This window comes from Mycobacterium sp. GA-1285 (genome assembly GCF_001499905.1).
In the GTDB taxonomy this organism is placed as follows: Bacteria; Actinomycetota; Actinomycetes; order Mycobacteriales; family Mycobacteriaceae; genus Mycobacterium.
Map to the genome: position 1 here is coordinate 1 of NZ_LQIS01000017.1, position 26,413 is coordinate 26,413.

The 26,413-nt window shown below is 66.7% G+C and carries 25 protein-coding genes; 17 read left to right on the forward strand and 8 right to left on the reverse strand.

Going from position 1 to position 26,413, the window contains the following annotated elements; all coding sequences use genetic code 11:
• Positions 1 to 171: 171 nt before the first annotated feature.
• The gene (locus tag AU193_RS12050; RefSeq protein ID WP_064422678.1) at positions 172 to 1,677 is read right to left on the reverse strand and encodes a carboxylesterase/lipase family protein; all 1,506 of its coding nucleotides are present in this window, start codon (positions 1,675 to 1,677) and stop codon (positions 172 to 174) included.
• Between the two features lie 31 nt (positions 1,678 to 1,708).
• Between AU193_RS12050 and AU193_RS12055 the strand changes: the two genes are divergently transcribed.
• Genes AU193_RS12055 through AU193_RS12075 form a run of 5 tightly spaced genes read left to right on the forward strand, consistent with a single transcriptional unit; the run spans position 1,709 to position 6,600 of the window.
• On the forward strand, positions 1,709 to 2,602 hold the full coding sequence (locus AU193_RS12055; RefSeq protein WP_064422622.1) for a neutral zinc metallopeptidase: 894 nt from the start codon (positions 1,709 to 1,711) through the stop codon (positions 2,600 to 2,602).
• On the forward strand, positions 2,595 to 4,241 hold the full coding sequence (locus AU193_RS12060) for a DUF885 domain-containing protein (protein WP_064422623.1): 1,647 nt from the start codon (positions 2,595 to 2,597) through the stop codon (positions 4,239 to 4,241). The genes AU193_RS12055 and AU193_RS12060 overlap by 8 nt, the downstream gene beginning before the upstream one ends.
• A gap of 40 nt (positions 4,242 to 4,281) precedes the next feature.
• Positions 4,282 to 4,956: an MBL fold metallo-hydrolase gene (locus AU193_RS12065; RefSeq protein ID WP_064422624.1), complete on the forward strand. Its 675-nt coding sequence runs from the start codon at positions 4,282 to 4,284 to the stop codon at positions 4,954 to 4,956.
• 56 nt (positions 4,957 to 5,012) lie between these two features.
• Entirely contained in the window at positions 5,013 to 5,759 is a 747-nt protein-coding gene (locus AU193_RS12070; protein ID WP_064422679.1) for an SDR family oxidoreductase, read from the forward strand.
• A gap of 13 nt (positions 5,760 to 5,772) precedes the next feature.
• The gene (locus tag AU193_RS12075) at positions 5,773 to 6,600 is read left to right on the forward strand and encodes a mycofactocin-coupled SDR family oxidoreductase (protein ID WP_064422625.1); all 828 of its coding nucleotides are present in this window, start codon (positions 5,773 to 5,775) and stop codon (positions 6,598 to 6,600) included.
• An 85-nt stretch (positions 6,601 to 6,685) separates the two neighbouring features.
• Here AU193_RS12075 and AU193_RS12080 read toward each other — a convergent pair whose 3' ends face one another.
• Positions 6,686 to 7,570 carry an acyl-CoA thioesterase II gene (locus AU193_RS12080; protein ID WP_064422626.1) on the reverse strand — a complete coding sequence of 295 codons (885 nt, stop codon included), beginning with the start codon at positions 7,568 to 7,570 and terminating at the stop codon, positions 6,686 to 6,688.
• 77 nt (positions 7,571 to 7,647) lie between these two features.
• On the opposite strand from AU193_RS12080, the gene AU193_RS12085 reads away from it, so the two are divergent.
• The 4 genes from AU193_RS12085 to AU193_RS12100 all read left to right on the forward strand — a co-directional run bounded on the left by AU193_RS12085 (position 7,648) and on the right by AU193_RS12100 (position 12,115).
• Positions 7,648 to 8,301 carry a TetR/AcrR family transcriptional regulator gene (locus AU193_RS12085; RefSeq protein WP_064422680.1) on the forward strand — a complete coding sequence of 218 codons (654 nt, stop codon included), beginning with the start codon at positions 7,648 to 7,650 and terminating at the stop codon, positions 8,299 to 8,301.
• 110 nt (positions 8,302 to 8,411) lie between these two features.
• On the forward strand, positions 8,412 to 9,635 hold the full coding sequence (locus AU193_RS12090; protein ID WP_064422627.1) for an amidohydrolase family protein: 1,224 nt from the start codon (positions 8,412 to 8,414) through the stop codon (positions 9,633 to 9,635).
• Positions 9,636 to 9,701: 66 nt separating this feature from the next.
• Entirely contained in the window at positions 9,702 to 10,850 is a 1,149-nt protein-coding gene (locus tag AU193_RS12095; protein ID WP_064422628.1) for an acyl-CoA dehydrogenase family protein, read from the forward strand.
• Positions 10,847 to 12,115: an acyl-CoA dehydrogenase family protein gene (locus tag AU193_RS12100; RefSeq protein WP_064422629.1), complete on the forward strand. Its 1,269-nt coding sequence runs from the start codon at positions 10,847 to 10,849 to the stop codon at positions 12,113 to 12,115. Before AU193_RS12095 ends, AU193_RS12100 begins: the two co-directional genes overlap by 4 nt.
• 12 nt (positions 12,116 to 12,127) lie before the next feature.
• Here the strand turns inward: AU193_RS12100 and AU193_RS12105 are convergent, their stop codons facing one another.
• Both AU193_RS12105 and AU193_RS12110 read right to left on the reverse strand, forming a co-directional pair.
• Positions 12,128 to 13,147, reverse strand: coding sequence for an Rv2578c family radical SAM protein (locus AU193_RS12105; protein WP_064422630.1), 1,020 nt, complete (start codon positions 13,145 to 13,147; stop codon positions 12,128 to 12,130).
• A gap of 96 nt (positions 13,148 to 13,243) precedes the next feature.
• Positions 13,244 to 13,663, reverse strand: a complete 420-nt coding sequence (locus tag AU193_RS12110; protein ID WP_156425186.1) for a hypothetical protein — start codon at positions 13,661 to 13,663, stop codon at positions 13,244 to 13,246.
• A 242-nt stretch (positions 13,664 to 13,905) separates the two neighbouring features.
• Between AU193_RS12110 and urtA the strand changes: the two genes are divergently transcribed.
• The 6 genes from urtA to AU193_RS23355 all read left to right on the forward strand — a co-directional run bounded on the left by urtA (position 13,906) and on the right by AU193_RS23355 (position 19,340).
• Positions 13,906 to 15,168 carry an urea ABC transporter substrate-binding protein gene (gene urtA / locus AU193_RS12115; protein WP_064422632.1) on the forward strand — a complete coding sequence of 421 codons (1,263 nt, stop codon included), beginning with the start codon at positions 13,906 to 13,908 and terminating at the stop codon, positions 15,166 to 15,168.
• 7 nt (positions 15,169 to 15,175) lie between these two features.
• Positions 15,176 to 16,060, forward strand: a complete 885-nt coding sequence (gene urtB / locus AU193_RS12120; RefSeq protein WP_064422633.1) for an urea ABC transporter permease subunit UrtB — start codon at positions 15,176 to 15,178, stop codon at positions 16,058 to 16,060.
• Positions 16,057 to 17,175, forward strand: a complete 1,119-nt coding sequence (gene urtC, locus AU193_RS12125) for an urea ABC transporter permease subunit UrtC (protein WP_064422634.1) — start codon at positions 16,057 to 16,059, stop codon at positions 17,173 to 17,175. Before urtB ends, urtC begins: the two co-directional genes overlap by 4 nt.
• Positions 17,172 to 17,990, forward strand: a complete 819-nt coding sequence (gene urtD, locus AU193_RS12130; protein ID WP_064422635.1) for an urea ABC transporter ATP-binding protein UrtD — start codon at positions 17,172 to 17,174, stop codon at positions 17,988 to 17,990. Before urtC ends, urtD begins: the two co-directional genes overlap by 4 nt.
• The gene (gene urtE, locus AU193_RS12135; protein ID WP_064422636.1) at positions 17,991 to 18,683 is read left to right on the forward strand and encodes an urea ABC transporter ATP-binding subunit UrtE; all 693 of its coding nucleotides are present in this window, start codon (positions 17,991 to 17,993) and stop codon (positions 18,681 to 18,683) included.
• Positions 18,684 to 18,809: 126 nt separating this feature from the next.
• Positions 18,810 to 19,340: a hypothetical protein gene (locus tag AU193_RS23355; RefSeq protein WP_172798284.1), complete on the forward strand. Its 531-nt coding sequence runs from the start codon at positions 18,810 to 18,812 to the stop codon at positions 19,338 to 19,340.
• Positions 19,341 to 19,674: 334 nt separating this feature from the next.
• Here AU193_RS23355 and hisS read toward each other — a convergent pair whose 3' ends face one another.
• Positions 19,675 to 20,940, reverse strand: coding sequence for a histidine--tRNA ligase (gene hisS / locus AU193_RS12150; protein WP_064422638.1), 1,266 nt, complete (start codon positions 20,938 to 20,940; stop codon positions 19,675 to 19,677).
• A gap of 9 nt (positions 20,941 to 20,949) precedes the next feature.
• The gene (locus AU193_RS12155) at positions 20,950 to 21,636 is read right to left on the reverse strand and encodes an MBL fold metallo-hydrolase (RefSeq protein ID WP_064422682.1); all 687 of its coding nucleotides are present in this window, start codon (positions 21,634 to 21,636) and stop codon (positions 20,950 to 20,952) included.
• 104 nt (positions 21,637 to 21,740) lie between these two features.
• On the opposite strand from AU193_RS12155, the gene AU193_RS12160 reads away from it, so the two are divergent.
• On the forward strand, positions 21,741 to 22,607 hold the full coding sequence (locus AU193_RS12160; protein WP_064422639.1) for a peptidylprolyl isomerase: 867 nt from the start codon (positions 21,741 to 21,743) through the stop codon (positions 22,605 to 22,607).
• Between the two features lie 4 nt (positions 22,608 to 22,611).
• Positions 22,612 to 23,607, forward strand: coding sequence for a peptidylprolyl isomerase (locus AU193_RS12165; protein WP_064422640.1), 996 nt, complete (start codon positions 22,612 to 22,614; stop codon positions 23,605 to 23,607).
• Between the two features lie 4 nt (positions 23,608 to 23,611).
• On the opposite strand, the gene AU193_RS12170 is transcribed toward AU193_RS12165, so the two are convergent.
• The gene (locus AU193_RS12170) at positions 23,612 to 23,905 is read right to left on the reverse strand and encodes a DUF4333 domain-containing protein (protein WP_064422641.1); all 294 of its coding nucleotides are present in this window, start codon (positions 23,903 to 23,905) and stop codon (positions 23,612 to 23,614) included.
• 142 nt (positions 23,906 to 24,047) lie between these two features.
• Entirely contained in the window at positions 24,048 to 26,402 is a 2,355-nt protein-coding gene (locus AU193_RS12175; protein ID WP_064422642.1) for a bifunctional (p)ppGpp synthetase/guanosine-3',5'-bis(diphosphate) 3'-pyrophosphohydrolase, read from the reverse strand.
• Positions 26,403 to 26,413 lie beyond the last annotated feature (11 nt).

The following is a 26,413-nucleotide window of genomic DNA, read 5'->3' on the forward strand; positions in this document are numbered from 1 at the left end:
CTCGCCATCGTCTACCGCGGCGCAGCAGTCCTACGCGCCATCACCCTCTGGCTACCCCATTTGTCAGACACGCCCTAATCGAACAGTCGCTTCGGGCCCTGATTTCCCCGCGAAACTGTATTCCAGCAGGCGTCTACTCGAACTTTCGCTGCTGGAATGCAATTTCGCGGCCTAGTACAGCCCCGCCCAGGCCTCGCGGCGCTCGGCGTCGGGATCGGAGACGACGGTGTCGCGCGCCGACAGAATGATCCGGGTGCAGCGCCGTTCGGTGTCGTAGACAGGCCAGTCGTGCCCGTTGGACCAGTGGATTTCGCCGCTGGCCCACCCCTGAGAAGCGAAGTCGAGCCAGGCCCGCTGCATACGCCTGCCGACCGCCGGCTGCAGCCGCCGCCCCAGCGGATGGATCTTGCGCCCGAGATACGACGCGTAGCTGTGCTGGATGTGCACGATCTCGCTGCCATGAGTCGCGCCGAGACCGAGCATGCGCAGGCTGAAACCGAAATGGTCGAAGCGGTACATATGGGTCGGGGCGTGGCCGCTGTAGGCGTCGGCGAATGCCCACGCCGGCCCGCCGAACATCACGTCGGAGGCGAACTCGAGAAGTGCCCGTCGACGCGGATAGTGCGGGTACGCGGCCAACACGCGCTGCTTGGCGTCGGGCGCGACGCGGGCGAAGTAGGCCTCGACGGACGCCTGGGTGGTCGGCAGCATCGGCGGTTTGGTCCAGGCGAACATCGACGCTTCGTGGCTGTTGGTTCCGATGATCAGCGGCACCCGCCGCAGGGTTCCGGTGCGCGCGGCGTCCACCGGGTGACGGGGCAGCAGGTCTACGCCGTACGTCAATCCGTAAGCCAACGTCGGTGTGCGCACGGCGCTTTCGAGTTGCAGTCTGCCCGCCGCGCGGCGCAGCTCCCGTTGCGGCAGCCCCTTGACCTCGGAGACCGGCACGCCGAGTCGGCGCACGAACTCGCGCGCTTGCTGGGCCCGCAGCTCCCGATCGGCGATCAGCGGTAGCGCCGGACTCTGGGCTATCGCGCGGCTGAACAAGCCCTCAGCGGCGGGGCTGGCGATCAGCGCGAGCACCGACGTGCCGCCTGCGGACTCCCCGAACACCGTCACGCGCGACGGATCGCCGCCGAACGCCGCGATGTGGTCGCGGATCCACCGCAATGCGGCGATCTGGTCCCGCAGAGCGAGGTTGTCGTCGAACCCGTCGCCGAGGTCGCCGAGTTCGAAGCCGCCGAAGACGCCGATGCGGTAGGTGATGTTGACGACGACCACCCCGCCGTTGGCGGCCAGCCGCGATCCGTTGTACAGCTGGAACTGACCGGCGCCGTAAACGAACGCACCGCCGGGGATCCACACCATCACCGGAAGCGACGCGCCGGTGTCGGGCGACCACACCGTCAGGGTGAGGCAGGCTTCGTCTCGGACCTTGGGATCGTCGCGGCCGCCGCCGACGAACGACTTGCCCTGCGGTGGCAGCGGCCCGTGCTCGACCGCGTCGCGCAGGCCGGTCCACGGCCGCTTCGGCTCGGGGGCGAGGAACCGGCGCTCTCCCACCGGCTGCTCGGCATACGGCACGCCACGCCAGACCCCGACGCCGCCTTCGGTCGTGCCGCGGAGATCACCGAGGTCGGTGTGCACGACGACCGAATGTCCGACAACGGTGGCCACGACCGAATCGTAGTGTGCGAAGCTGAACGTCATGACCTTCAACGAAGGTATGCGGATCGACACCAGCACCGCCTCGTCCAGCGGCGGCGGGGGCGGGCCCGGGCGCGGCATCGCGGTCGGTGGCGGCGTCGGCGGCCTGCTCGTCCTCGTGGTAGCGCTGTTCCTCGGCGTCGACCCCAGCACGATGGTGCCCCAGCAGGGTCAGTACGACAGCCAAGGTGTGCAGGCACCGGGCTTCGACCTCGACCAGTGCAAGACCGGCGCGGATGCCAACGCGATCCCCGAATGCCGGGTGGTCGCGACGGGTAACTCGCTCGACGGGATCTGGCCTCAGCTGATGCCGGACTACACGCGGCCGGATGTTCATCTCTTCACCCGCAGTGTCAACACGGCCTGCGGGCAGGCCACCAGCGAGGTCGGACCGTTCTACTGCCCCGCGGATCAGACCGCCTACTTCGACGTCGGCTTCTTCAACGTCCTTCGTGACGACTTCGGTTCCAGCGGCGGGCCATTGGCGCAGGAATACGTCGTTGCCCACGAGTACGGTCACCACGTGCAGAACATCACCGGCGCGCTGCGAAACTCCCAGGGGCCCGGCGCGGCGGGACCCACGGGCGGCGGCGTGCGCACCGAACTGCAGGCCGACTGTTACGCCGGGGTCTGGGCGCACTATGCCGCCATCACCAAGCAGGAAGGCACCGACGTCACGTTTCTAGAGCCGTTGACGGACAAGGACATCGCCGATGCGCTGTCGGCCGCGGCGGCAGTCGGTGACGACCGCATCCAGCAGCAGACCACAGGCCGGGTCAACCCCGAGGCGTGGACGCACGGATCCGCCGAGCAGAGGCAGAAGTGGTTCACCGAGGGCTACCGCACCGGTGATCCGAAGGCCTGCGACACGTTCTCGTCGACCGACCTTGGGTAGGACGCCTACGGCCGTCGACGCCGTCGCCGAACGCTATCTCGCCATCCTCGCCGAGCTCGACCCCTGTGCCGCAACGGAAATGGGCATCACCGGGCATGACGAGGAGATCACCGACTACTCCCCCGACGGCGTCGCCGCACGCGCCGACGCAGCACGGCGCACACTGCGCGAACTGTCCGAAGTCACACCGGCTGACGCGGTCGACGAAGTGACGGTCGCGGCGATGCGCGATCGTCTGGGCATCGTGATCGACCTCAACGACGCCGGACTCGACGTGGGCGAACTCAACGTGATCGCCTCCCCGCTGCAATCGATGCGGGACGTGTTCGACCTGATGCCGACGGAAACCGACGACGACTGGGCGGTGATCGCTCGCCGGTTGTCGCGGGTGCCCGACCGTGTCGCCGGATACGCCGACGCGCTGCGCGCCGCGGTCGCCGGAGGGCATCCTCCCGCCGTGCGCCAAGTCGTGCGTGGTATCGATCAGGCCGCCAGCATCCAGCACCTGTTGGTGGACATGGTCGCGGCGGCGGTCCACGAAAACACAACGCTGCATGAGGATCTGCAACAGAACGCGGCCAACGCGGCGAATGCCTACCGGGAACTCGGCAGAATCCTCGGAGACGAGATCGCACCACATTCGCGGCCCGAGGACGCAGTCGGGCGGGACGTCTACCGGTTGTGGTCGCGGTCGTTCCTGGGCGCCGAGGTCGACTTCGACGAGACATACCAGTGGGGCCTGGAGCGGCTGGAAAGCATTGTCGCCGAACAGGAGAAGCTCGCTCAACAGCTGTATCCCGGGAGGTCGATCGCGGACGCGCTGCGTCGCCTGGACGGCGAGGAGCGCTACCTCATCCATGGCGTCGACGCGCTGCAGGCCTGGATGCAAGATCTCTCCGACCGCGCCGTCGATGCACTTGCGGACACGCACTTCGACATCGCCGAACCGCTGCGCAGGCTGGAGTGCCGAATCGCGCCGACCCACACCGGGGGTATCTATTACACCGGTCCGTCGGAAGACTTCAGCAGACCGGGCCGGATGTGGTGGTCGGTTCCCCACGGCGTCGACAGCTTCCACACGTGGCAGGAGACGACGACGGTGTTCCACGAGGGCGTTCCGGGTCACCACCTGCAGATCGGCCGCGCTGTTGTGCGCGCCGACCAGCTCAACCGGTGGCGGCGACTGGGCTGCTTCGTGTCGGGCCACGGCGAGGGCTGGGCGCTGTACGCCGAACGGCTGATGGCCGAACTCGGTTGGCTCGACGATCCGGGCAACCACATCGGAATGCTGGACGCGCAACGCTTTCGGGCTGCGCGCGTCGTCATCGACATCGGTGTGCACTGCGGTATGACCGCACCCGACGGCACCGTGTGGGATGTCGACAAGGCGTGGCATTTCCTGGTGTCCCACAGCGCGATGAACGAGGAGCACCTGCAGTTCGAACTCGACCGCTACCTCGGCTGGCCGGGCCAGGCCCCGTCGTACGCGATCGGACAGCGGATCTGGGAGCAGTTGCGCGACGAGGTGGTGGGTCGCGGCGTGCCGCTCAAGGAGTTCCACGATCGTGCTCTGGATCTGGGCGGGTTGCCGCTCGACGTGCTCCGATCGGCCTTGAGGCGCGATTTCGCTTCCGGCTGAGTTTCTTTCGCCAGCCGTTCGCGCGCCTTAGCGTGGATGCATGGAGTCTGTGGCCGTCACGCCGAACCTGACCATGTTTGTCGTCAATGGGCGGCAGGTCTACGCCTGGCGCGACGGTGACTCGGTCACGCTGATCGACACGGGGGCACCGGGATCCGGCGCGGCCATCGCCGAGGCGGTGCCGGGAATCGACCGGATCGTCCTGACGCACGGACATGTCGACCACACCGGATCGGCGGCCGAACTGCACAGAACCACCGGGGCTACGGTCGCGGCCGGCGCCGGCGATGCAGCGGCGATCCGCGACGGCGCCGCGCTGCCACCACCGGTGTTCGAGGACTGGGAGGTGCCGATCCACGCGCGCGTCGCCGCGGGACTGCCCGATGCGGCCGACCCCGTCCCCCTCGACCGGGAACTGCGCGACGGCGACATCCTCGACTTCGGAGGCGGTGCCGAGATCCTGTCGATACCGGGCCACACCGAGGGCAGCATTGCGATTCATCTGCCCCGCCACGGCGTGCTGTTGACCGGTGACACCATCGCCAACGTCGGCACGCTCATGCTCGGCACCTTCAACCAGGACCGGGCGCGCACGATGGCGTCATTCCGCCGGCTCGCCGCCCTCGACGTCGACACGGCGTGTTTCGGGCACGGCGAACCGATCATCTCCGGCGCGGGCGCGCGGCTTCGGGAGGTCGCAGCCACGTTGACGTGACCGGCTCCATCCGAATCGCCCAGCGAGTACCGTCACCGTGGTCGAAGGAGACACTGATGCGCATCGCAATCGCAGGAGCGACGGGAAACATCGGCGCCCGCACCGCCGCCGCACTCGAGCGCGACGGCCACGATGTCGTTCGCACCAGCCGCGCACTCGGGGTCGACCTGATGTCCGGTGAAGGCCTGGACGCCGCGCTCACCGGCGTGCACGCCGTCGTCGACGCCGTCAGCGCACCGCCCATCGACCGGGATCGCACCATCGAGTACTTCGGCACCACCACACGCAATCTGCTCGCCGCCGAGCAGCGCGCGGGTGTCGGTCACCATGTGCTGTTGTCGATTGTCGGCATCCACGACATCGAAGGCAATGCGCACTACTCGGGCAAGCGGGAACAGGAACGACTCGTCGCCGACGGACCGGTTCCGTGGACCATCGTGCCCGCCACCCAGTTTCACGACTTCGCGGCCATGGTCGCCGGTTGGTTCGAGCAGGACGGGGTGTCGACCATTGCCCCACTGCTCGTGCAGCCGATCGCGCCCGATGACATCGCCGAGGTTCTCGCCGAGGTCGCCGTCGGTCAACCGCAGGGCCGGCATGTGGACGTCGCGGGGCCCGAGACACAGGACCTCGTCGACATGGCACGTCGCACGCTGGCTGCCAGGGGCCGGCAGGTGAAGCTCGTCCCGACCTGGTCGGGCATGTTCGGGCTCTCGATGGCCGGAAACGTCTTGCTGCCCGGCGAGAATGCGCGCATCGCCCCGACGACGTTCGACGACTGGCTCGCCGCCGGCGCCAACTGATCAGGAGAACTGAATGACCAACCCCGACATCCCGCTCGCCGGAAGGGTCGCATACGTGACGGGCGCCGCCCGCGGACAGGGTCGCTCGCACTGCGTCCGACTGGCCCGCGCCGGCGCCGACATCGTCGCGATCGACGCGTGCGGTCCGGTCGCCGCGCACAACGGTTATCCGCCTGCGCTCCCGGCGGATCTCGCCGAAACGGTGAGCCTGGTCGAGGGCGAGGGCCGCAAGATCGTCGCAGACCGGGTCGACGTCCGCGACCTCGCAGGCCAGCAGCGGGTGGTCTCCGACGCGATCGAACAGTTCGGCCGCCTCGACATCGTCGTCGCCAATGCCGGTGTGATGAATTGGGGTCGGCTGTGGGAGATTTCGGCGCAACAATGGCAGGAAGTCCTCGATATCAACCTCACCGGCGTGTGGAACACGATCAAGGCCGTCGTGCCGCCGATGATCGAGGCGGGCAACGGCGGATCGATCATCACCATCAGCTCCGCGGCGGGTATCAAAGCCGTTCCCGGCTGCGGCCACTACTGCGCCAGCAAGTTCGGCGTGGTCGGGCTCACGAACTCGTTGGCAGTCGAACTCGGCGAATTCGGCATCCGGGTCAACTCCGTGCATCCGTACGGCACCGACACCCCGATGGGCAACGACACATCGATGTGGCAGATCTTCGCCGACCACCCGACCTACATCCACAGCTTCTCCCCCGGCGCGCTGCCGACGGAGTCGCTGGCCGACCCGGATCTGATCTCCGACATCGTGGTCTGGTTGGCCAGCGACGCCTCGTCACTGCTGACCGCGGCGCAAATCCCCGCCGACAAGGGCTACCTCAAGATCTGAGCTTGCCGCGAGTCTGAACTTGTGTGCCAAATTTCGACGAATGTCAGTGCAGAAGTTCAGTTTCGGCGCCCGGCCAGCGGATCGGTTACAGCCGGGACTGCTCCTTGATCGCGGTATCGCTGGTGCGCAGCGGCCGGATCAGCGCGTCCTGGGTGAAGGATGCGATCAGCTCGCCCGCCTCGGTGTGCACCGTGCCGCGCACGTACGACATCCCGGCACCGACCTGAGTGCTCTCGTGACCGTAGAGCAGCCACCCGTTCCACTCGAACGGCTCGTGGAAGCTCACCGACACCGCCATCGGCGCGGTCGACACGGTGAGATGCGACTGCGCGGTACCGATACCCTCGTGTGCACGCATCGTCGTCGAAATACCCAGGTGCCCGGTCAAATACGCGACAAGAGCCTTGGCGAGTTCCTCGCGGTCCGGGGTCTTGTCGTAATGCACCCAGGCATACAGCTCCGGCGGCCCGACCTCATCGGGGCTGTTGACGTCGACGACGTCGACGAGCCGGATCTCCCGTCCGGCCATGGCCATGCCGGCATCGTTGGCTTCCGAGGGTGGCTTCGTGTCGGGTCGCGGCAGCGCATGCCGGATGACGTCGTCGGTCGGGACGTCGGTCAGCACGGTGACGGTGATGCAGCGTTTGCCGTTCTGCTTGGCCGCGACGACAGCGGTTGCGGTGGAACGGCCTTCGTTGACGACGTCGATCTCCAACTCGATCGGTCCCGCCCCCACCATGACCGCCCGCGAGAACACGGCATACACCGATCGCACCGACTTGCCCTCGAATCGTTTGGCCACTGCCACGATCGCCTGGGCGAGCACCTGCGTGCCCTCGACCACCTGCCGACCCTCCTCGCCCGCGGGTCCGGTCTCGGCGATGAACCGGTTGTCCCCGTCCGGTCGGACGTCGAACAGGTCGAGCAAGGTGTCGACGGTCCATTGCTGCTGCGCTGAGTCTGTCGTCATGACAACGAACAGTAACCGAGCTTCTGCAAGAGCGGTAACCTCATTACCAGTCAATCCCGAGTCGGAAGGTGGCGACCATGACCAAGCCGAGCGGACGAGCGGCGGCTGGCGCCACACGCACGGCCGAGTCCGCCGCCGATGGCGATCCGCGACCCAAGCGCTTCATGAAGTCGGCGTTGGCGATCCTCGGCGAGACCGGACGCACCGACTTCACCGTCCTCGAGGTCGTCGAGCGGTCGAAGACGTCACTGCGGTCCTTCTATCAGCACTTCTCGACCAAGGACGAACTGCTCCTCGCGCTGGTCGACAAGATCATGTCGGAGTCGACGCGCCGCTGGCGCGAGGACACCGCCGGGCTGCCGGCCGCCACGGCCCTGCGCGTCCTCATCGACCGGATCTGCACCCCGCCCGAGACCACCACCCAAGACAAGGTCAACCGCGGCCTGACGAACTACAACGACCGCCTCGCCGAGACGGTCCCGCGCGAGTACGCCCGGGTGCTGTCGCCGGTCTACGAGTTGATCAGAGACATCATCAACCGCGGCATCGCCGAGGGTGCGTTCCGGTCGGACCTCGACGTCGACGCCCGTGCCGCACTGATCATGCAGTCGTCGCTGGGGGCGATCCGGCTGCAGGTGCTCGGCGCCGAACTCAGCGGCGTGCCGGTCGGCGCCGACGACATCTACGACTTCTGTCTGAGCGGGCTCACCGGCCCCGCGCAGCCCGGCTGACCTGCGTCGGTTCCGCCGGAGAACTAGCTTCTCGACGAGTCTGTTTCTGCTGGTCCGAAAGTGGTAATGTCATTACCACCAACAGCCAAGCAGACTTCCAGGAGGCGCAAATGGCCCGCCAGCTGCCCTATCCGGTGTTCGATGCCGACAACCACTTCTACGAGCCGAAGGAGGCGCTGACCAAGTTCCTCCCGGACCACCGCAAGCACGTCATCGATTACATCGAGGTCCGCGGCCGCACCAAGATCATGGTGCGCAACCAGGTCAGCGACTACATTCCGAACCCGACCTTCGAGGTGGTCGCGCGGCCGGGCGCCCAGGAGGAGTACTTCAAGCACGGCAGCGGCGGCAAGAGCTTCCGCGAGGTGATGGGCAAGCCGATGAAGGCGATCCCGGCGTTTCGCGAACCCGCCGCGCGCCTGGAGGTCATGGACGGCCTCGGCCTGGACTACTCGCTGATGTTCCCGACCCTGGCCAGCCTGGTCGAGGAACGGATGAAAGACGATCCCGAACTCATCCTCGACGTCATCCATGCGCTCAACGAGTGGATGTACGAGACATGGCAGTTCAACTACGAGGACCGGATCTTCTCGACCCCGGTGATCAACCTCGCCATCGTCGACCGCGCGCTCGAGGAACTCGAGTGGTGTCTGGAGCGCGGCGCCAAGACCGTACTCGTCCGCCCCGCCCCGGTGCCCGGCCTGCGCGGTACCCGTTCATTCGGGCTGCCCGAGTTCGACCCGTTCTGGGATGCCTGCGTCAAGGCCGGTATCCCGGTGTCGATGCATGCCTCGGACTCCGGCTATGCCGAATACCTCAACGACTGGGAACCCGCCGACGAGTACCTGCCGTTCAAGCCGACCGCGTTCCGCATGGTCTCGATGGGCAAGCGGCCGATCGAGGACTCGATGGCCGCCCTGGTGTGCCACGGCGCGCTGACCCGAAATCCCGATCTACGCATCCTGTCCATCGAGAACGGCGCCGACTGGGTGCCCTATTTGTTCAAACAGTTCGACGGTGTCTTCAAGAAGATGCCGCAGGAATTCCCCGAGAACCCGATCGAGGCGTTCAAGCGCGGCGTGTACGTCGCGCCCTTCTGGGAAGACGACTTCGCCAAGATGGCGGATCTCATCGGCGTCGACCGGGTGATCTTCGGATCGGACTGGCCGCACCCGGAGGGGCTGGCCGAGCCGACGCATCTGATCGACGACCTGCAGGGCATCGACGAGGAGGGCCAGCGAAAAATCATGGGCGGCAACATGATCGAGTTGTTCAAGGTCCCTAACGAGATCGTGCACAACCCCGACGTGCCCGCGCTCGTCATCCCCGCCTGAGCCTCGTGCAAAACGTGCGTGTCGATTCGTCGACACGCACGTTCGCACGACTACGAAAGAGAGCCCGTGACCGACAGCGCTAACAACGGCACGAATCCCGAGATACTGCTCTTCGCCTCGACGACACAGTCGTTCCTCGAAAAGGAAGTGCCGCTGAGCCGGATACGGCAGATGCACGACGCCGGAACCTCATTCGACGCCGACTGGTGGCGCAGGGCCGTCGAGCTCGGCTGGACCAGCCTGCTGGTGCCCGAGGACCTCAGCGGCGGCAGCGTCTCCGGGAACGGCGTCGAGGATCTGGCGCTGGTCGCCGAGATCGCCGGTAAGACCGTCGCTCCCGGGCCGCTGCACCCGATCAGCATCGTGCTCGCCGGGCTGGTGGACGCGCCCGCCGGCCACGAGGACACCATCGCGGCACTGGTCGCCGGCGATGTCGTGGCCACCTGGGCGGTGTACGAGCCCGGCGCGCCGTGGTCGCCGCTGGCTCCGTCGGTCAGCGCGACCACAACGGCGACCGGCTTTCGCATCGAGGGTGTCAAGGACCGTGTCGAGGCCGGCGCGGACAGCGGATTGTTCTTGGTGACAGCGCAATCCGACGAGGGTGTCAGGCAGTTCCTCGTGCCCGCGGACGCACCGGGCGTGCACGTGGAGTCGCAGCGCTCGATCGACATGGTCAAGAGTTACGCGCGCGTGCACTTCGACGGCGTCGAGGTCGACGCGGGTGCGGCCGTCGGCACTGCCGATCAGACACCGGCCCTGATCGAGCGGCAGTCTCAGATCGCCAATGTGCTGCAATGCGCCGAGGTGATCGGCATCCTGGACACGGTGCTGGCCTTCACGATTCAGTGGGGATTCGACCGGCACAGCTTCGGCCGCCCCCTGGGCTCGTATCAGGCGCTCAAACACAAGTACGCCGATCTGAAGATCTGGTTCGAGGGATGCCGGGCGACGACCAACGCCGCGGTGGCCGAGGTGGGGGCGCGCTCCCCCGGCGCGGCGATCGCCGTCAGCGTCGCGAAATCGTATGTGGGCGAGTACTCGCCGGTGATGTTGCAACTGTGCGTGCAGCTGCACGGAGGCATCGGGGTGACGTGGGAGCACGACCTGCATATGTTCCTGCGACGTGCCACGTTGTACCGCTCGCTGTTCGGCACTCCCGAGGATCACAACCTGCGCGTCTACTCCCTCACCGAGGCCATGGAGCAAGCGTCATGACCGAGACCACATCGACATCGGCCCTGGCCGCGGACACCGGCCCAGAGTCGGTCGAGGAGTTCGCCGCGCGCGCCCAGACGTGGCTGGCGGAGAACATGCCACCGATCGATCCGAACAACCCACCCGAACACGACCGCGGTGAAGAGGAGCCGTGGCTGCGCGCGCGCGAACTCCAGAAGCGGTTGTGGGAGGGCGGGTTCGCCGGCATCTGTTTCCCGAAGGAGTACGGCGGGCTGGGGCTGCCGATCGCCTATCAGAAGGCGTTCGACAACGTGTCCCGCTGCTATGAGCTGCCGATCATCCTCAACACCCCGACGTTCACGATCTGTGCGGCCACCATCCTCGACACCGGTAGCGAAGAGCAGAAGCGGAAGCACATCTCCGCGGCCCTGCGCGGCGAGGAGGTACTGGTGCAGCTGCTGTCGGAACCGAGCGGCGGATCCGATCTGGCCGGTGTGATCACCCGGGCCGACCGCCAAGGTGACAAGTGGGTGATCAACGGGGCGAAGACCTGGAGCACAAGCGCTTTCGCCGCCGATTACGGGTTGATGCTTGCGCGTACCAACTGGGATGTCCCCAAGCACGAGGGCTTGACCATGTTCCTGGTGCCCATCAACAGCCCCGGCATCACGCTGCGCCGCATCAAGCAGGTCAACGGTTCTGTCGAGTTCTGCGAGGAATTCTTCGACAACCTCGAACTCGGCGACGACGCCGTCGTCGGCGAGGTCAACGCGGGCTGGCACGTGGCCTCCCGCCAGCTCTATCACGAGCGGCGCGCGGTCGGCGGCGGTTCGGAGTTCGCGAGCGGTATCGGCGCCGAAGGCAAGTCCGATGTGCCGATCAACTACGTCGAACTGCTGGAGAAGCTGGGCCAGCCCGACAACGAACGCCTGCGCGAAATGGCCGGCCGCGCACTGGTGCACCGCGCCGTCCGCGAGCAGCTGATCGACCACGTCTACCACGGTGTCCTCGACGGCTCCCTGCCTCCGGCGGCGGGTTCGATCATCCGCATCGCGCACGCCGACGTTCACCATCTCGAGTTCGACACGGTCCTGGCGATCACCGGCAGCGCGGGCGTCGTCGACGTCGACGGTGACCTGATCCGCTACGGCGAGCGGTACCTGTCGCGGCAGGCCGCCGCCCTCGGCGGCGGCACCACCGAGATCGCGCGCAACATCATCGGTGAGCGCGTGCTCGGCTTCCCCCGCGAACCCGCCGCCGATCGCGGTGTGCCGTTCAAAGAGGTCAAGCGCAACAGGGGCTGACCCGTTCTCCGCTCAGAACAGAGTGGGCTGCAGGGTGGCGACGGGCTCAGGCGGGGCCGGTGTGTCCGCGGCGCGGAAAGACCGGCGGTCCGGCGCCAGGCCGTGCTTGGCGACGAGCGGTGCCGCCCTGTCGTGCAACATCCTCCGGTAGTCCTGTGGCAGGTACGCGCTGCGGCGATACAGCTCGCGGTACTTGGGCACCAGCTCGGGGTGCGCGCCTGCCAGCCAGTTCATGAACCAGCCGCGTGTCGAACCACGCAGATGCAGGCCGAACACCGTGACCCCGGTGGCGCCTGCTGCCGCGATCTGGCCGAGCAGCGCGTCGAGATGCTCGGCGGAGTCCGTCAGATGCGGCAACACCGGGGCCACCATCACATGGCAGGCCAGCCCGACGTCGCGGATCGCGGAGATCATCCCGAGCCGGGCCTGCGGCGACGGCGTACCCGGTTCGACTTCCCTGTGCAGCACGGGATCCCCGACTGCGAGCGACACCGCCACGCTGACGTCCACCTGACGTGCGGCCTCGCGGAGCAGCGGCAGATCGCGTCGCAGCAGGGTGCCCTTGGTGAGGATGGAGAAGGGTGTACCGGAATCGGTCAGCGCCGCGATGATCCCGGGCATGAGCGCGTAGCGGCCCTCGGCCCGCTGATAGGGATCGGTGTTGGTCCCCAGCGCCACCGTCTCGCGTTGCCACGATCGGCGCGACAGTTCGCGGCGCAGCACGTCGGCCACGTTGGTCTTGACCACGACCTGGGTGTCAAAGTCACTGCCGCAGTTCAATTCGAGATATTCGTGCGTGGGCCGCGCGAAGCAGTAACGGCAGGCGTGTGAGCACCCGCGGTAGCCGTTGACCGTGAACCGGAACGGCAGCATGGCCGCGTTGGGCACCTTGTTGAGCGCCGACTTGCACAGCACTTCATGGAACGTGATGCCCTCGAACTGCGGTGTCCGCACGCTGCGCACGAAACCGATACGCTGCAGGCCGGGCAGCGCACCGTCATCGACGCCGACACCCTGACCATCCCACCGCATACATCCGATTCGAACTCACGTTCGACGAGTTGTCAAGGTCGACGCGCGCGAATCGACTGATCGGCCGTCGCACCTACAGCGCCTATTGCGGCGCGATCACCACTGGCTCAGCTGGCACTGCACCGTGTAGGTGCCGTCCTGCTGCACGGCCACCTGACCGTCGATCGCGATCTCGCAGTGCGGGTTCGGGGAAGCCTGCATGGCGTGTACGCCGGTGCTTGCGGTCAGGATCGCCCACTGCGGATCCGACATCGTCGTCTCGAACACCCACGGCACGCCCGGCTGCAGGACCACTTCTTCCTTCTTCAGGTACGCGTAGGCGTCGGCGTTGTAGGCCTCTTTGCTCGGAGGCTGAGCCGTCAGGTAGTTGAGTTGGAAGTCGGCAGGGGCCGTTGACGTCAGCGTGTACCGGACCACATGGCCGTCCGACTGGGCATCGGCGGTCGCATGGCTGACCGCGACGGACGCCGCCGCCACCATCAAAGCCGCCCCGACCTTGGCTGTAGCTGTTCGCATGTTCGTCACATCGCCGGACGGTACCAAAGCGTTACCGTCCCGGCGGCGCCGTCCCGCTGGGGCCTTCCGACGGCAAACCTGCGAAGAGGTTGCAGGTTAATTTGTTCGTCACACACAGACATTTCCCAGAAACACCACCGCTCTAACGTCCCGATCCGACAACCACGCACGGTCGGGACTCTCGGAATCGACTCGACGCTCATCGCCGATGTGCGCTGCGGATATATAGGGAAAGGCTGTTCATGCGACTACCACGACGGTCTCCGGTGAAGCGCTGCGCCCTTGTTGCCGGCGTAATCGTCGCCGCAGCAAGCCTGCTGGCCGGCTGCGGAAGCAAGGCGACCGAGTCGGATTCGGCAAACGCCCAATCCTGCGTCGACACCTCGGGACCGACGATCAAAGTGGGTGCGCTGAACTCGTTGTCGGGGACGATGGCCATCTCCGAGGTGACCGTGCGCCACGCCATCGACCTCGCGGTCGAGCAGATCAACGCCTCCGGCGGTGTGCTGGGCAAGCGGATCGAGCTCGTCGGCGAGGACGGAGCGTCCGAGCCGACGGTGTTCGCCGAGAAAGCCGAGAAGCTGATCAGCAGCGACTGCGTGGCAGCGGTGTTCGGCGGGTGGACCTCCTCGTCGCGCAAGGCGATGCTGCCGGTCTTCGAGAGCGCAAACTCGCTGTTGTACTACCCCGTGCAGTACGAGGGGCTGGAGTCGTCGAAGAACATCTTCTACACCGGCGCCACCACCAATCAGCAGATCGTGCCGGCGCTGGACTACCTCAAGGAGAAGGGCGTCAAGTCGCTCTATCTGGTCGGCAGCGACTACGTGTTCCCGCAGACCGCCAACCGGATCATCAAGGCGTACGCGGGCGCCAACGGCATCGAGATCAAGGGTGAGGACTACACGCCGCTGGGGTCGACGGACTTCTCGACCATTGTCAACAAGGTCCGCACCGCGGACGCCGACGCCGTGTTCAACACGCTCAACGGCGATTCGAACGTGGCGTTCTTCCGTGAGTACCGCAACGTGGGCCTGACGTCGGAGGCCATGCCGGTGGTGTCGGTGTCGATCGCCGAGGAGGAGGTCGGCGGTATCGGCATCCAGAACATCACCGGTCAGCTCACCGCGTGGAACTACTACGAAACCGTCGACAATCCGGTCAACTCGGCGTTCGTCAAGGCCTACAAGGACAAGTACGGCGCCACCAAGCCGACGTCGGATCCGATGGAGGCCGCCTACGTCTCGGTGTACCTGTGGAAGAACACCGTCGAGAAGGCGAAGTCGTTCGACGTCAAGGCGATTCAGGACAACGCTGGAGGTGTGACGTTCGAAGCGCCCGAGGGTCTGGTCACCATCGACGGCGAGAACCACCACATCACCAAGACCGCTCGCATCGGTGAGATTCGGCCCGACGGGCTGATCTATACGATCTGGGAGTCGCCGGGGCCGATCGAACCCGATCCCTACCTCAAGTCGTATCCGTGGGCGGCCGGTCTGTCCAGCTGAGCCGCAGATGGATGTCCTGATCGGGCAGCTGGCAACGGGATTGAGCCTCGGCTCGATCCTGTTGTTGGCCGCGCTGGGGTTGTCGCTGACCTTCGGTCAGATGGGCGTCATCAACATGGCGCATGGCGAGTTCATCATGGCCGGCTGCTACACCGCCTACGTGGTGCAGCAGATCGTGTCAAGCACCGGTGCGTCACTGTTGATCTCGCTTGTCGTCGGATTCCTGATCGGCGGCGCGATGGGCGCGCTGCTCGAGACGACGCTGATTCGCCGGATGTATCACCGCCCGCTGGACACCCTGCTGGTCACCTTCGGTGTCGGGTTGATCCTGCAGCAGGTCGCGCGGGACGTCTTCGGAGCCCCCGCGGTCAATGTGGTGGCGCCGGTGTGGCTGTCGGGCGGGGTGGAGATGTTCGGGGCGGTCGTACCGAAGACGCGGATCTTCATCCTCGCGCTGGCGGTCGTGTGCGTCGTGGCGCTGGCCGCCGCGCTCAAGGCCAGCCCGATGGGACGGCGGATCAGGGCCGTCGTCCAGAACCGGGACCTCGCCGAGACCAGCGGGATATCATCCCGGAAGACCGACATCACAACGTTTTTCATCGGCTCTGGCCTGGCCGGGGTGGCCGGTGTCGCGTTGACGTTGATCGGATCGACCAGCCCGACGATCGGGCAGAGCTATCTGATCGACGCCTTCCTGGTGGTCGTCGTCGGCGGCCTCGGCCAGATCAAGGGCACGGTGATCGCGGCGTTCGCGCTGGGCTTCCTCAATTCCTTCATCGAATACAACACCACCGCATCGCTGGCGAAGGTGATCGTGTTCGTGATCATCGTCATCTTCCTGCAGGCTCGGCCGCAGGGTCTGTTCACCGTCCGGACAAGGAGTCTCGCGTGAGAACCTTCGTGGGCCGCTGGCGGACCTGGGCCGGTTTCGGTGCGGCGGCGGTGCTGCTGTTCGGTGTCGCGCCCGCTGTCCTGTCGGATTTCCGGCTCAGCCTGCTGGGCAAGTTCCTGTGCTTCGCGATCGTCGCGGTCGGAATCGGCTTGGCCTGGGGCCGCGGCGGAATGCTCGTGTTGGGTCAAGGCGTGTTCTTCGGACTCGGCGGCTACATGATGGGCATGCATCTGAAGATCGCCGACGCGCAGTTGCGCGGAGACGATGTGCCGGACTTCATGCAGATCGCCGGTGTGCGCGAATTGCCCGGCTACTGGCAGCCGTTTGCCTCCCCCGCCTTCACCGTGGCGGCGATCGTGCTCGTACCGACGGCGGTTGCGGCCGTACTGGGGCTCGGTGTGTTCAAGCGCCGAGTCAAGGGTGCCTACTTCGCGATCCTGTCGCAGGCGCTGGCCGCCGCGCTGGCGATCCTGCTCGTCGGGCAGACCAGCTTGGGTGGAAGCAACGGGCTCAACAGGTTTCGCACCTTCTTCGGGTTCGCCCTGAACGACCCGGCCAACCGGCGCATGCTGTACTTCATCGCCGCCGGTGCGTTGCTCGCCGTCGTCGCCGCGGTTCGCCAACTCATGCAGAGCCGGTACGGCGAGCTGCTGGTGGCGGTCCGTGACGGTGAGGAGCGCATCCGTTTCCTCGGCTACGACCCGGCGAACATCAAGGTGCTCGCCTACACGGTGGCGGCGCTGTTCGCCAGCATCGCGGGCGCGCTGTTCGCGCCGATCGTCGGTTTCATCGCGCCGTCGCAGGTGGGCATCCTGCCGTCGATCGCGTTCCTGATCGGCGTGGCGATCGGTGGGCGCACCACGTTGCTGGGGCCGGTGCTCGGCGCGATCGGGGTGGCGTGGGCGCAAACCCTGTTCTCCGAACGGTTCCCGTCCGAGTGGACCTACGCGCAAGGCCTGCTCTTCATCGTCGTCGTCGGCTTCTTCCCGGCGGGACTGGCCGGTCTGGGTGTGCTGTTCAGACGCCGACGAATCCGCCTTCGCACCAGAACCATTGAACCTGAACCCGAACCGCAGGCCGACCCCGACACCGAGAAGGTGGGCGCAGCGACATGACCCTGGAAGCCGAGCCGATCGCCGGCGGCAACGCCGGTATGGGCACCGAGTACCTCGAAGTACGCAGTCTCACCGTCGATTTCGACGGTTTCAAGGCGGTCAGCGACGTCGATCTGACGCTGTTCCAGGGCGACCTGAGATTCCTGATCGGGCCGAACGGCGCCGGCAAGACCACCGTGATCGACGCGATCACCGGCCTGGTGGCCGCCACCGGGTCGGTCAACAAGTCCGGCGTCGAACTGCTGGGCAAGAAGGTGCATCAGATCGCCCGGCTCGGTGTGGGACGCACCTTCCAGACGGCCAGCGTCTTCGAGCAACTGACCGTGCTGCAGAACCTCGACATCGCGGCAGGCGCCGGACGGTCGGCATGGACGCTGTTGCGCCGACGCAAGGGCGTGCTGCCCGCGATCGAAGAGGCGCTCGACACCATCGGGTTGAGCGACCTGGCCGACGAACCGGCCGGGGTGCTGGCCCACGGGCAGAAGCAGTGGCTGGAGATCGGAATGCTGCTGGTGCAGAACGCCGACGTGTTGCTGCTCGACGAACCCGTCGCCGGGATGAGCCACGAGGAACGTGAGGAGACCGGAAAGTTGTTGCGCCGCATCGGTGCCCAGCGCACAGTCGTCGTCGTCGAACACGATATGGACTTCATGCGCGCGTTCGCCACGTCGGTCAGTGTGCTCGCGCGCGGGCAGGTGATCGCGGAGGGCACTGTCGCCGAGGTGCAGGCCAACCCCATGGTGCAAGAGGTTTACCTCGGCACCGCGGCGGCGGGGACCGCCGATGTGCCCGCCGAACTCATCGAGGAGTCGTAGATGCTGTCACTGATCGACGTGCGTTGCGGTTACGGTCGTTCCGAGGTCATCCATGGGGTCAGCGTGGATGTGCCATCCGACGGGGTCGCCGCGGTGATGGGCCACAACGGAGCGGGTAAGACCACGCTGCTGCGCGCCGCCGTCGGGTTGCTGAAATGCAGTGCAGGCAAGGTGCTCTTCGACGGTGACGACATCAGCCGCCTGCGGCCGAGCGCACGCGTCACGCGAGGTCTGGCTTACGTGCCGCAGGGGCAGCAGTCGTTCGGCCAGCTGACCACGATGGAGAACCTGCAAGTCGTTGCGGACGGACGCAAGAACGGCAAGCGGCTCATCGACGAACAACTCGACCTGTTCCCCGCATTGCGGGAGTTGTTGACCCGCCGCGCCGGTCTGCTCTCTGGCGGTCAGCGCCAGCAGTTGGCGATCGCCCGGGCGCTGATCACCACGCCCAAGTGCCTGATCCTCGACGAGCCGACCGAGGGCATCCAGCCGTCGGTGGTCGCCGAGATCGAGGCGGCCATCACGTCGCTGACCCGGCGCGGCGATCTGGGCGTGTTGCTGGTCGAACAGCACATCGGTTTCGCGCTGGAGTCCTCGCGGCACTATTACGTTCTGGAGTCCGGTCGAGTGACCTCCAGCGGTGCGGGCGGCTCGGCCTCCGAAGCCGACGTCCGCGCCGCCATGGCCATCTAGCGTGTTCTCCTCCTCTTCGTTGCGCGTCCCCCTCCTCTGCGCGAGCGTGCGGGTCTGTAGACGACACGCGGCCGGTTTCCAGCAGTTTGCGCACTCTCGCGGTCGTCGAAGTGGCACAGTGCACCCGTGAACGCAGCTTCGGAATCGCAGGTACTGGCCGACACCGGCGGTCTGGTCGTCACCGACGACGGGCGTCGGGTGCTGGTCGTCGACCGCGGCACGGGACCGCTGACGGTGGTGGCGTTCGTCCTCGGCGTGCTGACGCTCGTCGGCGCCGGCTTCGGGCTGGTCGCACTGCTCGCCGGTGTCCCGTCGCGGGCGTTGGGTGCGGCCTTCCTGGCCGCCGGAGTGGCGCTTGCGGTAGCCACATTCTTCGTCGTCCGTAAGATCCGCCGATACCGCAGCCGACCGCTGAACGAATGTCGGCCCGCCGCCGTGCTCGACCGCAAGCTCGGGCTGTTCAGCTACCGGGGTGGGGCCCTGGTACAGCTCGATCAGGTGCGTTTCGCGCGCAAGTTTCAAATCGGTTCCAGCTCACCGAAACTCGTCGCCGTCACACCCGGCGGCACGAAGACGCTCAAGCGCGGAAACCCGTTCGACGGCGGGGTCGGGCACATCGACGAACTTCTCAACTCGGTCGCGCGCGGCACTGTGTGAGCCCATCGCTCGAGCCGATGCGTGCTGGCGGATCAGGGCGCTGTGGTGGGTGACCGGGCGCGGGTTTGAGGTCCTGCTCATAGACCGCGAGAGGGCGCCGACGGAGATGACCGTGCTGCAGGTGACGATGTCGGCGTTGATCTTCGGCGGCTTCGGCCTCGTGTCGATCTTCTATGCCGAGTCTGGTCACGGTCACATAGTCGCGGATGCGAATCTGTTGCGAGCGTGCGCGAATTGTCGAAATTTTGCGGCGTGTCGGAGGCAGACACGCGCGCTCGCGTAGCAAATTAGGCGCGCTCGCCCAACGGAAGGGAACGCTCGCGTAACAGAAGTGCTAGGCGCGGTTGAGGCGCGCGAGAACTTCGGTCAGCACATCATCCAACGGGACGTCCGTCTGCTGCCCGGTTGCCATGATCTTCACACCGATCGTGCCCGCCTCGATGTCGCGGTCGCCGGCCACCAGCGCGAGCGCCGCACCCGAACGGTCCGCGGCACGCATCGCGCCCTTGATACCGCGATCGCCGTAGGCCAGATCGACGCGCACGCCCGCCGCCCGCAGCCGCGCACCCAGCACCGACAGCGTCGTCTTCGCCTGCTCCCCCAACGGAACACCGAAGACGTCGACCCGCGAGGTGCCGCCGACGGTCTTACCCTCGGCCTTCAGCGCCAACAGCGTACGGTCGACGCCGAGTCCGAATCCGATGCCGGACAGGTCTTTTCCACCGAGCTGCGCCATCAGCCCGTCGTAGCGACCGCCGCCGCCGATACCCGATTGCGCGCCCAGCCCGTCGTGGACGAACTCGAACGTCGTTTTGGTGTAGTAATCCAGCCCACGCACCATACGCGGGTTGATGACGTACGGCACCGCCAACGCGTCCAGATTTGCCAGCACGGTGTCGAAATGCTGTTTGGCGACGTCGGAGAGGTGGTCGAGCATCACGGGCGCATCGGCGGTCATCTCGCGCATCTTCGGGCGCTTGTCGTCGAGCACCCGCAGCGGGTTGATCTCGGCGCGCCTCCGCGTCTCCTCGTCGAGATCCAGCTTGAACAGGAAGTCCTGCAACAGTTCTCGGTACTGGGGCCGGCAGGTCTCGTCGCCCAGCGAGGTGATCTCCAGCCGGAAACCGTCGAGCCCCAGCGATCGGAAGCCGGCGTCGGCGATCGCGATCACCTCGGCGTCCAGCGCCGGGTCGTCGACGCCGATGGCCTCCACCCCGACCTGCTGCAGCTGCCGGTAGCGGCCGGCCTGCGGGCGTTCGTACCGGAAGAAGGGCCCCGAGTAGCACAGTTTCACCGGAAGCGGCCCGCGGTCCAGGCCGTGCTCGATGACGGCGCGCATCACCCCCGCGGTGCCCTCGGGCCGCAGCGTGACCGAGCGGTCGCCGCGGTCGGCGAATGTGTACATCTCCTTGGACACCACATCGGTCGACTCGCCGACTCCACGCGCGAACAGCGCGGTGTCCTCGAAGATGGGCAGTTCGACGTCGCCGTAGCCGGCGCGCCGTGCGGTGTCGAGCAGGCCGTCGCGCACACCGACGAATTGTGCCGAGTCCGGCGGCAGGTAGTCCGGGACGCCTTTGGGCGCCTGAAATTCACTCACTGGAGCTCACTAGGTCAAGCCTTCGAGGAACGGGTTGGTGCGGCGTTCGACACCGATCGTGGTTTTGGGGCCGTGCCCCGGTAGTACCACGGTGTCGTCGTCGAGCACCAACAGTTTGTCGACGATCGAGCCAAGCAGGTCCCGACCGCTGCCACCCGGCAGGTCCGTACGCCCCACCGACTGCCGGAACAGGGTATCGCCCGTGAACGCGACCGCTCCCGGCCCCGATCCGATGCCCTCTTCCACGCGAAACACCACCGACCCGCGGGTGTGGCCGGGTGTGTGGTCAACGGCGACCGTGACACCACCCAACTCGACTTTGTCGCCGTCCTTGTCGAGCTCGACGACCTGCTTGGGCTCGCGGAACAACGCGCCGAACGCAGAGCTGGCCAGCCCCCCGATGAGGCCCCGCCCGAAGTCCTTGATCGGGTCGGTGAGCATGAAGCGGTCCTCGGGGTGGATGAAGGCCGGGCAGCCGTACGTGTCGGCCACCTTCTGGGCCGACCAGATGTGGTCGATGTGGCCGTGCGTCAACAGCACCGCCGCCGGGGTCAGACGGTTCTCGTCGAGGATGCGGCGCAACGGGCCCATCGCCCGCTGGCCGGGGTCGACGACGATGGCGTCCGCCCCGGCTCGGGGGGCCAGCACGTAGCAGTTGCACGCCAGCATGCCGGCGGCGAACCCGGTGATGAACACGTCGTCCAGTTTCCCACCACCGGTCGGCGTGGGTCGCGGCGCCACACTCAGCATTGCCTGGCACACTCGTTGCCGATCAATTCGACACGAGGAGGACATCAGCGGTGCCGACGAATGAACAGCGGCGGGCGGCGGCGAAGCGCAAGCTCGAGCGGCAGTTGGAGCGCCGCGCGGAGAAGGCACGCAAGCGGCGTCAATACGCGATCATCGGCTCGGTCGTGGGCGCGATCGTCGTCATCGCCGCCGTCGCGGCCGTCGTCGTCACCAACCGCGACTCCGACAGCCAGACCGCGGCTGCGACCGAAACCCCCACCTCGGCGGCACCGTCCGAGCCGGGATCGCTGCCCGCGTTCGCGGCACCGGCCGGACTCGGCGAAAACTGCCAATACCCGGCGTCCGCGGAGAAGGCCAGCAAGCAGGTGAACCCGCCCCGCGCAGGCAAGGTGCCCACCGAACCCGCCGAGATCAGCGCCAGCATGTCCACCGATCAGGGCAATCTCGGCCTGCTGCTCGACAACGGCAAGGCGCCGTGCACCGTGAACAGCTTCGTCAGCCTCGCCCAACAGGGCTACTTCGACAACACCCCATGCCACCGGCTCACCACCGCCGACACGCTGAAGGTGCTGCAATGCGGCGATCCGACGGGCGAGGGCAGCGGCGGGCCGGGTTACTCGTTCGCCAACGAGTACCCGACCAACCAGTTCCAGCCCGACAACCCCAAGCTCCAAGAGGCGGTCACCTATCCGCGCGGAACGTTGGCCATGGCCAACGCCGGCCCGAACACCAACGGCAGCCAGTTCTTCCTCGTGTACCAGGACTCCAAGCTGCCGCCGATGTACACGGCGTTCGGCCGGGTCGACGACACCGGCCTGGCCACGTTGGACAAGATCGCGCAGGGCGGCGTCGCCGGTGGCGGCCAGGACGGTGCGCCGGGCACGCCGGTCACGGTGAAGTCGATCCTGTTGGACTGACGCCGTGACCGCGCCTCCGCCGTACGGCGGTCCCCCACCGCCGTACGGCTATCCGGCGCCGTACTCCTACGGCTATCCCCCACCCAGACAGACCAACACGCTGGCCGTCGCGGCGTTGGTGTGCGCGTTCGTCTTCGCGCCGCTGGGCATCGTGTTCGGCCACCTGTCGCTGTCGCAGATCAAGAAGACCGGCGAAGAAGGGCGCGGGCTGGCGATCGCGGGCCTGGTCATCGGATATCTGGTGACGATATTGGCGGTGCTGGTCGTCGTGGTCAGCGTCGTCTTCCTCGCGGCGGTGGGCCGCGACCTCGAATCGTTCGACGGGACGGTCCCGGATGTCACGGCGACACCCGGATTGGCCGTCGATGACCTCCCGACGTTCGACCCGCCGGCGACGCTCGGGTCGAACTGCCAGTATCCGAAGACGCCTGAACCGTCGAGCAAGTCGGCCAATCCACCGCGCTCCGGCCGAGTACCGACCGATCCGGCGCTCGTCAGCGCCAGCATGACCACCAGCGAGGGCAATATCGGCCTGCAACTGGACAATGCCAAGTCCCCCTGCACGGTCAACAATTTCGCGAGCCTGGCCCAGCAAGGCTTCTTCGACGACACGGCCTGCCACCGTCTGACGACCGCCGCGCATCTGGGGGTGTTGCAGTGCGGCGACCCCAGCGCCACCGGTACCGGCGGGCCCGGGTATCAGTTTCCGAACGAATACCCGACCAACCAGTACCGATTGAGCGATCCCGCGCTCCGGTCGCCGGTCCGCTATCCGCGCGGAACGCTGGCGATGGCCAACGCCGGGGTCGGCACCAACGGCAGCCAGTTCTTCCTCGTCTACGAGGACTCACGGCTACCGCCGACGTACACGGTGTTCGGCACGATCGACCAGACTGGGCTGGCCACCCTGGACAAGATCGCGGCCGAGGGCGTGGCCGACGGCAGCGAGGACGGCGAACCCGTCGCCGATGTCGTCGTCGAGTCGATCCGACTGGATTGACCGGCTACTTGGCCGGCGCGGTCTCGATGTAGAACTCGACGTCGTCGCCCTCGACCTTGGTCACCCGCATGTTCGCCGTGTACTCGGCGCCTTCCGGTCCAGTGAATGTGCACTCGAACTTCGTGCCTTCTTTGGCTTCGACGCCCTCGGGGCATGTCACGTCCGTCGGCGTGAAGCCGGTCTGCTCGGAGACGAGGTTGACGACGGACTGCGCGGCGCGTTCCGGCTTGATGGTCGACCCACAACCGACGACCGCGAATCCCAGGGAGACGAGGATGACGAGTAGCGCGGGCCGCATCGTCGCAGTATCGCAGAACTGGCAAAGATTGACGCGGTTCGGCGAAATTTGCCCCAATTGCGGCTCACGCCGCTTCTGCCCAATCGCGGCTCACGCCGCTTCTGCCCAATCGCGGCTCACGCCGCTTCTGCCCAATCGCGGCTCACGCCGCGGAAGTCACCCGGTAGACGTCGTACACACCCTCCACATTGCGCACCACGTTGAGCACGTGGCCCAGATGCTTGGGGTCGCCCATCTCGAAGGTGAACCGACTGATCGCCACCCGGTCGTTGGACGTCGTCACCGACGCCGACAAGATGTTCACCTTCTCGTCGGCCAGCACCCGCGTCACGTCCGACAGCAACCGGTGCCGGTCGAGCGCTTCGACCTGGATGGCGACCAGGAACACCGACGACGGCGACGGCGCCCACTTCACCTCGATGATCCGCTCGGACTGCTCCTGCAGCGATGCGGCGTTCGTGCAGTCGGTGCGGTGCACGCTGACCCCGCCGCCGCGCGTGACGAACCCCATGATGTTGTCGCCGGGCACCGGCGTGCAGCACTTGGCGAGTTTGGTCAGCACACCGGGAGCACCCGGCACAGCCACCCCGACATCGTCGCTCGTGCGATGACGCACCGGCATCGTCGCGGGCGTCGACCGCTCGGCGAGTTCGTCGGAGGCCTCCTCGTCGCCACCGACCTGGGCAACCAACCGCTGAACGACATGTCGCGCCGAGACGTGCCCCTCACCCACCGCGGTGTAGAGCGCTGAGACGTCCACGTACCGCAGCTCACGTGCCAGCGCCCCCATCGACTCGGCATTCATCAAGCGCTGCAACGGAAGTCCACCGCGTCGAACCTCGCGGGCGATCGCGTCCTTACCGGCCTCGAGCGCCTCCTCGCGGCGCTCCTTGGCGAACCACTGCCGGATCTTGGCCTTCGCGCGCGGCGAGACCACGAAGGTCTGCCAGTCACGTGACGGTCCGGCGTTCGGCGCCTTGGACGTGAAAACCTCGACCACTTCCCCGTTTTCGAGCTTGCGCTCCAACGCGACGAGGCGGCCGTTCACCCGCGCGCCGATACATCGGTGACCGACCTCGGTGTGCACCGCATAGGCGAAGTCCACGGGCGTCGACCCGGTGGGCAGCGTGATGACATCACCCTTGGGGGTGAAGACGAAGATCTCCTGCACCGCAAGGTCGTAGCGCAGCGATTCGAGGAACTCACCTGGGTCGGCGGCCTCCCGCTGCCAGTCGAGAAGCTGTCGCATCCACGCCATGTCGTCGATCTCGGCCGACGAGTGCTGGTTGGGAACGCCGTTGCGGCCCTTGGTCTCCTTGTAACGCCAGTGAGCGGCGATGCCCAGTTCGGCCGTCTTGTGCATATCGTGGGTGCGGATCTGCACTTCCAGCGGCTTGCCCTCGGGCCCGACGACCGTCGTGTGCAGCGACTGGTACACGCCGTAGCGCGGCTGGGCGATGTAGTCCTTGAACCGGCCCGCCATCGGCTGCCACAGTGAGTGCACAACACCCAAAGCCGCGTAGCAGTCCCGAATTTCGTCGCACAGGATGCGCACGCCGACGAGGTCGTGGATGTCGTCGAAGTCGCGGCCCTTGACGATCATCTTCTGGTAGATCGACCAGTAGTGCTTGGGGCGGCCCTCCACGATCGCGGTGATCTTTGACGCGTTGAGCGTCGCGGTGATCTCGGCACGCACCTTGGCCAGGTAGGTGTCGCGCGACGGCGCACGGTCGGCGACCAGCCGCACGATCTCCTCGTACTTCTTCGGGTGCAGGATCGCGAACGCAAGATCTTCCAGTTCCCACTTGACCGTCGCCATTCCCAGCCGATGCGCAAGCGGCGCAATGACTTCCAGCGTCTCACGCGCCTTACGCTGCTGCTTCTCAGGCGGGAGGAACCGCATCGTGCGCATGTTGTGCAGCCGGTCGGCGACCTTGATCACCAGCACGCGGGCGTCGCGCGCCATCGCGATGATCATCTTGCGGATGGTCTCGCCCTCCGCGGCGGTGCCCAGCGCGACCTTGTCCAGCTTGGTGACCCCATCGACGAGATGGCCGACCTCGGTGCCGAACTCCTCGGTCAGCGCCTCGAGCGTGTACCCGGTGTCCTCGACGGTGTCGTGCAGCAGCGCCGCGATCAGCGTGGTGGTGTCCATGCCGAGCTCGGCGAGGATGTTGGCCACCGCCAACGGATGGGTGATGTAGGGGTCACCCGAGCGGCGCAGCTGATCGGCGTGCCGCCGTTCGGCCACTTCGTAGGCCCGCTGCAGCAACTGCAGATCGGCCTTCGGGTAGATCTCCTTGTGGACGGCCACCAGCGGCTCGAGCACGGGGTTGATCGCACTGCGCTGCGACGTCATCCGGCGTGCCAACCGGGCCCGGACCCGGCGCGACGCGCTCGCGGAGGGCTTCGGCACCTCCAGCGGCTGCGTCTCGGGGATCTGGGCCCCGGGCGGAGGCGACTGCACGGCCTGGCCCGTGCCGGGTTCGTCAGCCATGGTCACCTCCC